Genomic DNA, 11376 nt, shown 5'->3' on the forward strand with positions numbered 1-11376 from the left:
CACTGTTGTGGCGAGGGGATTTATCCCCGCTCGGCTGCGCAGCAGACGCACTTGGGCCGCTACTGACGTGTGAAGTATTGCGGTGACTGGGCAAAGGGCTGCTCTGCAGCCCTACGGGGATAAATCCCCTCGCCACAGGGGTAAGCATTTCCCGGTTAAAACAGATGCTGCTGTGGTTACGGCAACTCACGACAGGCATAAAACGCGCTCAACACTTTCACCAGGTGCGCCAGGTCATGACTGCCGCACAGTTCGCGGATCGAGTGCATGGCGAAGGTCGGCAAACCGATGTCCACCGTGCGTACGCCCAACTGACTGGCGGTGATCGGGCCGATGGTGGAGCCGCAGCCCATGTCGCTGCGCACCACGAAGCTCTGCACCGGTACTTCCTCGGCCATGCACAGGTGACGGAAGAACCCGGCGGTTTCGCTGTTGGTGGCGTAGCGCTGGTTGGTGTTGACCTTGATCACGGGCCCGGCGTTGAGCTTCGGGCCGTGGTTGGCGTCGTGCTTGTCGGCGTAGTTGGGATGAACGCCGTGGGCATTGTCCGCGGAAACCAGCAGGGATTTCTGGATGGTCCGTACGAACTCTTCACCTTCAGGCAGCAAACGACGCAGGGTCTGCTCCAGCATCGGACCGTCGGCGCCACAGGCCGAGCAAGAGCCGACTTCCTCGTGGTCGTTGCACACCAGCACGCAGGTCTCTTCGCTGTCGGCATTCAACAAGGCTTGCAGGCCGGCGTAGCACGACAGCAGGTTGTCCAGGCGCGCGCCGGCGATGAAATCGCCATGCAGGCCGATGAGCGCGGCGCTTTGGGTGTCGTAGAAACTCAGCTCGTAATCGAGCACCACGTCGGCGTTCAGGCCGTGCTCGCGGGCCAGTTGATCGGTGAGTACGGCGCGGAAGTCGACGCGCTCGTCACCGGCGAACTGGGCGAGGATCGGTGGTAACTCATTCTGCGGGTTGATCGCCCAGCCCTGGTTGGCTTCGCGATTGAGATGGATGGCCAGGTTTGGAATCGTGGCGATCGGCGCCTTGAAATCGATCAACTGGCTTTCGACCTTGCCATCGCGGCGGAAGGTCACACGCCCGGCCAGGGACAAGTCGCGGTCGAACCACGGTGCCAGCAACGCACCGCCATAGACTTCCACGCCCAGTTGCCAGAACCCGTGGCGCTGCAGTTCCGGCTGGGGCTTGACCCGCAGGCAGGGGCTGTCGGTATGGGCGCCGACCAGGCGGATGCCGTCGTGCAGCGGTGAGTTGCGGCCCAGCTTGAAAGCGATGATTGAAGAGTCGTTGCGCGTGACGTAGTAACGGCCGTTGGCCTCGGTGGCCCAGGTCTCGCGTTCGTCAAGACGCTGATAACCCTCTGCCTCCAGACGTTGGGCAAGGCTGGCGGTGGCATGGAACGGGGTGGGGGAGGCCTTGAGAAAGTCGATCAGGCCATGGTTCAACTCTGCGCGCATAAATAACTCCAGACAGCAATGCGCGGCAGTTTACCGTATTGGGGGGCGATGGGGAGGGTGGCCAGTGATTGATATCCGCGTTGAATGTGCCGTCCCCATCGCGAGCAGGCTCGCTCCCACATTGGATTACAGGCGTACACAAGTTTTATGTTCACCCTGAGCCCCCGTGTGGGAGCGAGCCTGCTCGCGATGGGGGCGACGCGATGTCTCAGAACGGCGCCGGGCACTCGAAGCGCAGCCGTTCGCCGCTTTGCGGGTGGGTGAAGCTGAGCATGCTGGCGTGCAGGCACAGCCGTGGCCACGCGGCGAGGGCCTGGGGATGGGCGTAGAGACCGTCGCCCAGCAGCGGATGACCAATGGACAGCATGTGCACGCGCAACTGGTGCGAGCGCCCGGTGATCGGCGTCAGTTCGACCCGGCACCAGTCGCCACAACGCTCCAGCACGCGCCAGAAGGTCAGGGCGTGTTTGCCCTGCTCGTGGTCCACCACATGGCGCGGTTTGGTCGGCGGGTCGTAGCGCAGGGGTAGGTCGATGCTGCCGCTGTCCAGTTCCGGTTGGCCCCAGCACAATGCTGTGTAGGCCTTTTCGGTTTCCCGGTCATGAAACTGCCGAGACAGTTCGCGGTGGGTATCCGGATCCCGGGCCAGCAGAATGATACCGGAAGTTTCCCAGTCCAGCCGGTGCACGATTCGCGCCTCTGGATAGCCGTTTTCCTGCAGGCGGGTGATCAGGCAGTCTTTGTTGTCGTCGGCCCGACCGGGCACGGACAGCAGCAGGGTCGGCTTGTCGACCACCAGGACGGCGGCGTCCTGATGGATGATACGAATGTTGGACAGGGGCATTAAAACAGTCTCGTAACAAACGCCAACGGCGGCTCGGGCCCTTTTTCCTAACCCTGAGGGAGCAAAGCTTGCTCGCGATTAAACAACACGGTCTGTCTGTTAGATCCGGTTGAGGCTATCGCGAGCAAGCTTTGCTCCCACAGGGGGAAGGACTTTGGGACCCGGAGCCGCCGTGGGCACCCGCAGGATCGATCAGCGATCCGGCAGGGTGATATTGAGTTCCAGAATCGAGCAACTGCCCTGGCTTTCCAGCGCCACATGCACATCATCAGACCCGATGTTGACGTACTTGCGGATCACTTCCACCAGTTCTTTCTGCAAGGCCGGCAGATAATCAGGGGTGCTGCGCTGGCCGCGCTCGTGCGCCACGATGATCTGTAGACGCTCTTTCGCGACCGAGGCGGTACTTGGCTTTTTGTTGGCACGAAAGAAGTCAAAAAGATTCATTACCTACCTCCAAACAGGCGCTCGAAGAAACCTTTCTTCGTTACATCGAGGAATCGATGCTCTACGGTTTTGCCCAGCAGGCGATCGACCGCGTCGCTGTACGCCTGACCGGCGTCGCTCTGGTCGTCGAGAATCACCGGCACACCCGAGTTGGAGGCCTTGAGTACCGCTTGGGATTCAGGAATCACACCCAGTAGGGTGACAGCGAGGATTTCCTTGACGTCTTCGACGCCCAGCATTTCGCCATCGCTGACGCGTTGCGGGTTGTAGCGGGTCAGCAGCAGGTGCTCCTTGATCGGCTCTTCGCCGTTCTCGGCGCGCCGGGATTTGCTCGCCAACAGGCCCAGCATGCGATCGGAGTCGCGCACCGATGAGACTTCCGGGTTGGTCACGACGATCGCTTCGTCAGCGAAGTACATGGCCAGGTGGGCACCTTTCTCGATACCGGCCGGGGAGTCGCACACCACGAACTCAAAGTCTTCCTTGAGCTGCATCAGCACTTTTTCCACGCCTTCCTGGGTCAGCGCGTCTTTGTCGCGGGTCTGGCTGGCGGCCAGCACGTACAGATTCTCAAGGCGCTTGTCCTTGATCAGGGCTTGTTGCAGGTTCGCTTCACCGTTGACCACGTTGACGAAGTCATAGACCACGCGACGCTCGCAACCCATGATCAGGTCCAGGTTACGCAGGCCGACGTCGAAATCGACGATGACTGTTTTGTGGCCGCGCAGAGCGAGGCCGGTACCGATAGCGGCGCTGGTGGTGGTCTTACCCACACCACCCTTGCCGGATGTAACCACGAGAATCTTGGCCAAGGTGTTTCACCCCTAAGGAAAAAGGACTTTGTCAGCCCCTGAAAAACATCTCTTGAAACTGCTGCAATTGGACAGGCTTGGCTGGAATTGGATGCTGGACGGGGTCTACCTCCGGTAAACACTGCCTTGTCCTTTTTCCTACGTCGTTTAAGCCGTTTTCGCTACGTTTTAGAGATGCTTGGAAAATGCGGCAGTATCCGTTAAAGCCGAATGATGTTCAACACGTCGCCCGACAGGCTGACCTGGACGCCGGCCCCCCACAACGGGTCGCGACGCAGATCTTCGGAAACCTTGTACTGCCCGGCGATGGAGATCAATTCAGCGCTCAACTGCTGACAGAAAATCCTGGCTTTCGTATCGCCCTTGACACCGGCCAGGGCACGGCCACGCATTGGGCCGTATACATGGATGTTGCCATCGGCCAGAAGTTCCGCACCCGGGCTGACCGAGGACACCACGACCAGATCGCCACCCTGGGCATAAATCTGCTGCCCGCCACGTACCGGGGAGGTGATGACTCGGGTCGGCTTGATGGTCGGCTCTGCTGGTTTTTCCGGTTTTTTCCGGGGCTCGGCCGGGCTCAACTCCAGCACGCGTTCCCGGGCGCCGGAGGGCGGCAGCACCGGAATGTCCACGGCGATGGCGGCGGCGATGTCTTCGATGCGGCTGGCCCGGATCGCCAGGGTGCGCAGGCCGTGCTGACGGCAAACCCGCATCAGGCCGGGCAAATCCACCGCGCCTTCGCCGGCCGGCAGTTTGTCCAGCGCCAGCACCAGCGGGGCATTGCTGAAAAAATTCGGGGCCTGGGCGACTTTTGCTGCCAACTGCCGGTCAAGGCTCTCCAGGTCATTGCGGGCCAGCTCCAGCACCGTAATGGCGAGCATGCTGCCCTTCAGCTGGAACACGGGATCTTGGTCTAGCGGTTCGGTTTGGCTCATGGTCGGCGTACAACGGCTTGTCACTAAAAGTGCCGAGACTTATAACGAGATCGTCCCCGGGCCGCAAGCCGGGTCGAACGATGTAGAATGCGCGGCCCATGTCTTTATGGAAGCTGTAATGGATCGCCCGCGTTTTCGAGCTGCATTTTTTCATCCGCGTTTCTGGCTGCTGTGGTGTGGCCTGGGGCTGTTGTGGCTGATCGTTCAGTTGCCCTATCCGCTGCTGCTGCGCGCCGGTCGTGCATTGGGTGCGCTGATGTATCGTGTGGCCGGCGACAGACGGCGCATTGCCCGGCGCAATCTGGAACTGTGTTTTCCTGAAAAGTCCGCTGCCGAGCGCAAGCATCTGCTCAAGGAAAACTTTGCCTCCACCGGCATCGCCTTCTTCGAAATGGCCATGAGCTGGTGGTGGTCGCGCTCGCGCCTGGCGAAGCTGGCCCATGTCGAAGGGCTGGAGCATCTCAAGCAGGCCCAGCGCGAGGGCAAAGGTGTGATTCTGATGGCGCTGCACTTCACCACGCTGGAAATCGGCGCGGCATTGCTCGGTCAGCAGCACACCATCGACGGCATGTATCGCGAACACAAGAACCCGCTGTTCGACTACATCCAGCGTCGCGGGCGCGAGCGGCACAATCTTGATTCCCTGGCGGTGGAGCGTGACGACGTGCGCGGCATGCTCAAGCTGCTGCGGGCCGGCCGGGCGATCTGGTATGCGCCGGACCAGGACTACGGCGCCAAGCAAAGCGTCTTTGTGCCACTGTTCGGAATCCAGGCCGCGACGGTCACGGCCACCAGCAAGTTCGCTCGCCTGGGCAAGGCACGGGTGGTGCCATTCATCCAGGAGCGTCTAGCTGATGGCAGTGGTTACCGTCTGGTGATTCAGACGCCACTGGAGGATTTTCCAGGGGAGACCGAAGAGGCCGATTGCATCCGTATCAATCGCTGGGTGGAGCAGTCGGTCAGTAAATGCCCCGAGCAGTACCTTTGGGCTCACCGGCGCTTCAAGAGTCGTCCGCCGGGCGAGCCGAAGCTGTATGACAAACGCGGTTAAGCCTCTAGTCCACTTATTGAACACGGAGCGTTGCGATGACCCCACTTGAACCGGTGACAGGTTTGATTCTTTCCGGCGGCGGGGCTCGGGCAGCGTATCAAGTGGGCGTATTGGCAGCGATTGCCGAACTGTTGCCGGACGGCGCGGACAACCCGTTCCCGGTGATTGTCGGCACCTCGGCCGGGGCAATCAACGCGGTCAGCCTGGCCAGTGGGGCGATGGACTTCAAAACCGCCATCGAGCGTCTGACTGCCTTCTGGCAAGCGGTGCGCAGCCATCAGGTGATGCGCAGCGACTGGTGGGGCGTGATCGCCCAGGCGACACGTTTCATCAGCCACAGCCTGCTGGGCCTGGGCGCCAGGTTGCCGGTGGCCCTGATCGACAGTTCGCCATTGCGCGAACTTCTCCAGTCACAGTTTCATGCCTCGGGTATCGAACAGGCGATCGCGCAGCAGCAACTGCGGGCCGTGGCGGTGACTGCGTTCGGTTATGAGTCCGGTCAGGCCGTGACTTTCTATCAGGGCCGCGGCACCATCGACGCCTGGTTGCGGCACCGGCGAATCGGTGTGCCGGCCCTGTTGTCGGTGGAACACCTGCTCGCCAGTTCAGCGATCCCCCTGCTGTTCGCGCCAGTCAGGATCGGCCCGGAATATTTCGGCGACGGCGCGGTGCGTCAATCGGCTCCCATCAGCCCGGCCCTGCACCTGGGCGCCAATCGCGTGCTGGTCATCGGGGTCAGCGGTAATCCGCGCGGCCTTGGTTCGCCAGAGCCGTTGCAGCGCAGTTACACCGGCCAGCAACCGACCCTGGCGCAGATCGGTGGCCACATGCTCAACAGCACGTTCATTGACAGCCTGGAAAGCGACATCGAGTTATTGGAACGTCTGAACGGCTTCAGTCATCTGCTGCCTGATGACGTGCCGGCTCATACGTTGGGTGCGGCGCCGGTGGAGGTGTTGGTGATTTCGCCGAGCCAGCCGATCGACGAAATCGCCGCCCGCCATCGCCTGGAATTGCCTCGCGCGCTACGCATGTTCCTGCGCGGGCCGGGCGCGACCAAGACCAGCGGCGCCGGGGTGCTGAGTTATCTGCTGTTCGAAGCGGGCTATTGCAGTGAACTGATCGAGCTGGGGCGCCAGGATGCGTTGGCCCAGCGCGAGGAGCTGAGCCGGTTTTTGCGGGTGTCTCAGGGTTGATGCGAGCACATTCATCGCTATCGTGCCAAATCTGAGCCCGACCCCAAACCCCTGTGGGAGCGGGCTTGCTCGCGAAGGCGGCCATGCATTCAACATCGGTGCAAGCTGATCCATCGCTTTCGCGAGCAAGCCCGCTCCCACAAGGGATCTGTGGTGGGCTCTGAATTTGAGACCAACAGAGACTCTGTCCGATCAGAAATGATACTTCAGCAAGAAGCTGGTATTGCTCTGATTGGTCTTGAAGCCTTCGCTGTCTTCGATCCCGTATTTGTTCTTCCAGTAGTCGTATTCCACACCCACATACAACTGTTTGGCGCCCAGCTTCAGTGCCTTGCCCAAGTCATATTTGATTTGCGGGTTGATGTGCAGGTTGGCGTGGTAGGTGCCTTTGGAGTTGCTGTCGTTGTCCACCACCCAGTCGATGAAACCGTCGATCAGGATGTCGGATGAACCCACCGGGAGGGTGTAGGCCCAGACCGGGGTGATCTGCCAGACATTGTCACCGGCGCGTGGGCCTTCGGTCTGACGGTTGTAGAAATTCAGCTGGAAGTAATCAAAACCGGGAATCGCCAGGTCGAAACCCGGGCCGATCAGGTACGACTCGTTGTCACCCTCGCCGAACTCATAGGTCATGGCCAGCAACACATCTTTGATCGGACCCAGTTCCAGCTTCTGGTCGAAAATTTTGCCGAACGACAGGCGTGGGCTGAACTCACCGTAGTAGGTGTTCGGGCCGGAATTGCTGTCGTCCTGGCCGTTGTAGAAAATCCGGTCGAGGAAGAAGAAGTTGTCGCCGTATTTCCAGGCATCGGCGTGCTCGAAGGTCACGGTTTGCTGGATGCGCGGGTTGACCTGAAAATCCTTGCCATAGAGGTAGGTCAGGCTGTTGTTCTGCCATTGGAACAGGTCGTCGGCCATCGCTTGGCCAACGGTCAGCAAGGATCCCGCAAGTATCAGGCTGGTGCACGTATGTTTCATTCGGTTTGCTCCCAAAGGTAAGTGGTACTGCATTTTTTTAAGGTCAGCGCTCTGGTGTGGCGCCTTTTTTTTCACGGAAAAAACATCCGTTCGGTCAGCTTTTTGTTTGTGACAAGCGCTGACAGCAAGAGCTGAGCCAAGACCGGGATAAATCGGAAAATGGCTTGTTCAGTGGTTTGAAACGGTCGAAAAAGTGTTTTCAGAGAGAGCCGACATCTGCCAACAGCGCAATGTTGGCGTATCGGTCAGGATCAGCTTGTTTTAAGAGTTGCCAGTTTCAAACGGCCGCGCAGGATACGGCCCTGCATTCATGGGCTCAAGTGCCCTGCAACGGCGCATTCGTGGCAAATTTGGGGCGTGATGGCGGGGCTGGTTCATCTGATGCTTTCCTCTTGTTTTTATTGTTGAGGCGCAGGCAGTCGCTGACGGGCGACCGGTCGTGTGCCGGTCTGCCTGTCAGCGGTATTACGTATGGCGGGTGGTGCCAGGTTTGACGTCGGCGGTACTCAGTTGGTCTGCGCCCCCTGGGTGATCCACGCGCCGATCAGGTCGCGCTCCTGTTGGGTCATCTGGGTGATGTTGCCCAGAGGCATGATCTGCGTGGCCACGGCTTGGGCCTGGATGCGCGCGGCTTGTTGCTGGATCTGCTGCGGGGTATCGAACATCACCCCTCCCGGCGCTGCGCTGAACAACGGGCTGGTGGGTTTGGCCGAATGGCAGACCGAGCAGCGCTCCTGAATCACGCTGTGGACCTTCTCGAACGAGGGGCCTTGGGCATTGGCGGCCTGGGCCGGCGTCGATGATGGTGCTGCCGCTGCTGTCGCCGGTTTTGCTCCGCCGCCCACTGCCGTTTCCGGCAACGGTTGGTACTCGATCACACCAGGGGCCTTGGCCACTTCCGGCGCTGTGGCCATGGGCTTGGGACCTGTGACATAAGCCAGGCAGATCATCGCCAGGGCGCCGACCGGCAGCGTCCAGGCATACTTGTTGCTGTCGTGGCGGGTATTGAAATAGTGACGCACCAACACCGCTGCCACGGCGATCCCGGCCAGGATCAACCAGTTGTACTGGCTGCCATAGGTGCTCGGGAAATGGTTGCTGATCATGATGAACAGCACCGGCAGGGTGAAGTAGTTGTTGTGGCGCGAGCGCAACAGGCCCTTGGCCGGCAGCGCCGGATCAGGCGTGCGGTTCTCGGCAATGGCCGCCACCAGCGCGCGTTGAGCCGGCATGATGATGCGGAACACGTTGCCGACCATGATCGTCCCGATGACCGCGCCGACATGCAGGTAGGCACCGCGACCGCTGAATACCTTGCTGAACCCGTAGGCTGCAGCGATCAACAGCACGAACAGGATCAGGCCGAGCAGGGCAGGGCGTTTGCCCAGGGCCGAGTCGCAGAGAAACGAATACACGAACCAGCCAACGAACAACGAGCCGATGCCCAGGGCGACGCCTTCGGGCCCGCTCAGGCTGCTGCCCGGTGCCAGCAGGTACAGGGTCGGGTTCCAATAGAACACCAGGCATAGCAGGGCGACGCCCGACATCCAGGTGAAGTAGGCTTCCCATTTGAACCAGTGCAGATTGTCCGGCATGGACGGCGGCGCGAGTTTGTATTTTTCCAGGTGGTAGATGCCGCCACCGTGGATGGCCCACAAATCACCGGCCAGACCGCTTTTGGGGTTGACGCGATTGAGGTTGTTTTCCAGCCAGACAAAGTAGAACGACGCGCCGATCCAGGCCACGCCAGTGATCATATGAACCCAGCGTACGCTCAGGTTCAGCCATTCCAGCATATGTGCTTCCACAGTCTTTACCTCTTGCCCGTCACGCTTGTTTTCGCGTGATCGGACGCTTCTCTTGGGGACAGTGTGAAAACGTAGCGAGCGAAGGCAAGACAAGGCGAAAACTGGCGAGAAAGCGGAGTTGACTTTAGTCAATGAGCATTTCGAGTCAGTTTTCAACGCAGTATTGCCGAGCGCAGTAGTTTTCACTCCGTCCGCTGGTGGGGGGCGAGGATCAACAACTCATCCTCTTTGAAGAAATGCTCATCGCAGTTATTGCCTGTGCCACTGCGATCAACCACCAGGAAGTCATCCCGCTTTTCGATCGTCAGCACCGGGTGGTGCCAGACGCCGCGATGGTAATTAATGCCCTGCCTGCCGTTGGTGACGAAGGCGCGGACCAAGCCTGATACAGGTACATCGCCAAGTGGCGCGACCACGATCAGAAAGGGGTTGCCGAGCAGCCCGATGAAAGCCTGGCTGCCCAGCGGATGGCGCTCCAGCATGCGTACGGTCAACGGCATGTCCAGCGCATCGGCGCGGAAGATGCTGATGATCGCCTTGTCGTCCGGCTCGGCGGTTTCAACCGTCGCCAGGCGATGGAAGCGCATGGTCGAACCGTTGTTGATCATGAAGTGATCGCTGCCGTCGGTTTCGATCACGTCACCGAATGGGGCGAAGGCTTCTTTGGTCAACGGTTCGATCTTGAGTGTGCGCATGCTGGTCTTCTTATCCAAAATTTTGTGTTGTTCGTTCTGTGGGAGCACAGCTTGCTGGCGATGGCGCCAGTGCCGACGCCATCGCCGGCAAGCCGTGCTCCCACAGGAAGTTACTTCGCGACCTTGCCAAGCACCCGCAGGCGACTTACACCACCATCCGGGAACACGTTCAGGCGGATGTGGGTAATCGGTCCCAACGCCTTGATCTGCTCGGCGAAGGTGTGTTCGGCGTGCATTTCCAGCTTCTGGCTGGGCAGTAATTCGCGCCAGAACAGCGACTGGGTTTCGATCTGGCTGTCGGTACCGCCCTTGACGAACGCGCCCTGGATCGAGCAGCTGTCCGGGTAGTTGCCCTTGAAGTGCAGGGTGTCGACGATGACTTTCTCGACTTCACCGGCATGGCCCAGGGCGACGATCACCCAGTCATTGCCGGGGGTACGACGACGGGCGGTTTCCCAGCCATCGCCCATGTTCACCCCGCGACCGGGGTTGAGGATGTTGCTCATGCGACCGAAGTGTTCGTCGGAACAAGCCAGGGCGCGACCGCCATTGAGGGCCGCGGCCAGGTCGATCTGTTCATTGTCGCCCACGACTGACCAGTCGCGGTACGGAATGCCATAGACCCGCAGCCGGGCCACGCCACCATCAGGGTAGATGTTGAAACGCAGGTGGCTGAACGCCTGGTCATTGCTGATTTCATGGTAGTGGTGACTGTCGCCTTTCAGTTCGACGGCCGACAGCACTTCAGTCCATTGGGTATGTTCGTCTGGCTCGCCCGAGGTCAGGAAGCAGGCTTCCAGGGACGCCGACGGCGGGTAGTTGCCGGTGAAGAATGAAGTGTCGATGTCCAGGCCTTTGATCGAACCCGGCACGCCCAGGCGGATCACCGCGCTGTCGTAGCCTTCGAAGCGCTTGCGGCGCGACTCCCAGCCGTCCATCCACTTGCCGTTGTCATCGAACACGCCCTCCTTCCATACGGCTGGAGTCGGCTGGAATAGACGGTTGGCGTCGGCGAACCAGTCATCGGTGACCGAAATGATCTTGGTGCCCAGGCGGGCGTCGGCCAGGTTGACGAATTTCTCGAAGGGTACGGCGTAAGCTTTCATTCTTCTTGTCTGCCTTTAATAAGTTGGCTGGGGAT

General features: G+C 60.3%; 11 protein-coding genes. 2 read left to right on the forward strand and 9 right to left on the reverse strand.

The annotated features are described in order from the left end of the window. Nucleotides 1-176 precede the first annotated feature (176 nt). From PSH57_RS07330 to minC, 5 genes are all read right to left on the reverse strand, one after another. Entirely contained in the window at nucleotides 177-1466 is a 1290-nt protein-coding gene (locus tag PSH57_RS07330; RefSeq protein WP_305388732.1) for a M18 family aminopeptidase, read from the reverse strand. A 208-nt stretch (nucleotides 1467-1674) separates the two neighbouring features. Further along, nucleotides 1675-2310, reverse strand: coding sequence for an RluA family pseudouridine synthase (locus PSH57_RS07335; protein WP_018612476.1), 636 nt, complete (start codon nucleotides 2308-2310; stop codon nucleotides 1675-1677). A 192-nt stretch (nucleotides 2311-2502) separates the two neighbouring features. Then, nucleotides 2503-2757 (reverse strand): cell division topological specificity factor MinE, encoded by a 255-nt coding sequence (gene minE / locus PSH57_RS07340; RefSeq protein ID WP_003179111.1) that lies wholly within the window; start codon nucleotides 2755-2757, stop codon nucleotides 2503-2505. Next, entirely contained in the window at nucleotides 2757-3569 is an 813-nt protein-coding gene (gene minD, locus PSH57_RS07345; RefSeq protein WP_042728954.1) for a septum site-determining protein MinD, read from the reverse strand. The genes minE and minD overlap by 1 nt, the downstream gene beginning before the upstream one ends. A gap of 200 nt (nucleotides 3570-3769) precedes the next feature. After that, a complete protein-coding gene (gene minC, locus PSH57_RS07350; protein ID WP_305388733.1) occupies nucleotides 3770-4507 on the reverse strand; it encodes a septum site-determining protein MinC in 738 nt (245 codons plus the stop codon). A 118-nt stretch (nucleotides 4508-4625) separates the two neighbouring features. On the opposite strand from minC, the gene PSH57_RS07355 reads away from it, so the two are divergent. Further along, the gene (locus tag PSH57_RS07355) at nucleotides 4626-5558 is read left to right on the forward strand and encodes a lipid A biosynthesis lauroyl acyltransferase (protein ID WP_305388734.1); all 933 of its coding nucleotides are present in this window, start codon (nucleotides 4626-4628) and stop codon (nucleotides 5556-5558) included. 35 nt (nucleotides 5559-5593) lie between these two features. Next, a complete protein-coding gene (locus PSH57_RS07360) occupies nucleotides 5594-6754 on the forward strand; it encodes a patatin-like phospholipase family protein (protein ID WP_305388735.1) in 1161 nt (386 codons plus the stop codon). Between the two features lie 192 nt (nucleotides 6755-6946). Here PSH57_RS07360 and PSH57_RS07365 read toward each other — a convergent pair whose 3' ends face one another. The 4 genes from PSH57_RS07365 to alc all read right to left on the reverse strand — a co-directional run bounded on the left by PSH57_RS07365 (nucleotide 6947) and on the right by alc (nucleotide 11341). Beyond that, a complete protein-coding gene (locus PSH57_RS07365; protein ID WP_305388737.1) occupies nucleotides 6947-7732 on the reverse strand; it encodes an outer membrane protein OmpK in 786 nt (261 codons plus the stop codon). A 506-nt stretch (nucleotides 7733-8238) separates the two neighbouring features. Then, nucleotides 8239-9540, reverse strand: coding sequence for a urate hydroxylase PuuD (locus tag PSH57_RS07370; protein ID WP_305388738.1), 1302 nt, complete (start codon nucleotides 9538-9540; stop codon nucleotides 8239-8241). A gap of 182 nt (nucleotides 9541-9722) precedes the next feature. After that, entirely contained in the window at nucleotides 9723-10235 is a 513-nt protein-coding gene (locus PSH57_RS07375) for an ureidoglycolate lyase (protein WP_305388739.1), read from the reverse strand. Between the two features lie 110 nt (nucleotides 10236-10345). Next, complete coding sequence (alc, locus tag PSH57_RS07380) at nucleotides 10346-11341, reverse strand: allantoicase (RefSeq protein ID WP_305388740.1); 996 nt, start codon at nucleotides 11339-11341, stop codon at nucleotides 10346-10348. Nucleotides 11342-11376: the final 35 nt, after the last annotated feature.

Origin of the sequence: Pseudomonas hefeiensis (assembly GCF_030687835.1) — a bacterium.
Classification (GTDB): Bacteria; Pseudomonadota; Gammaproteobacteria; order Pseudomonadales; family Pseudomonadaceae; genus Aquipseudomonas; species Aquipseudomonas hefeiensis.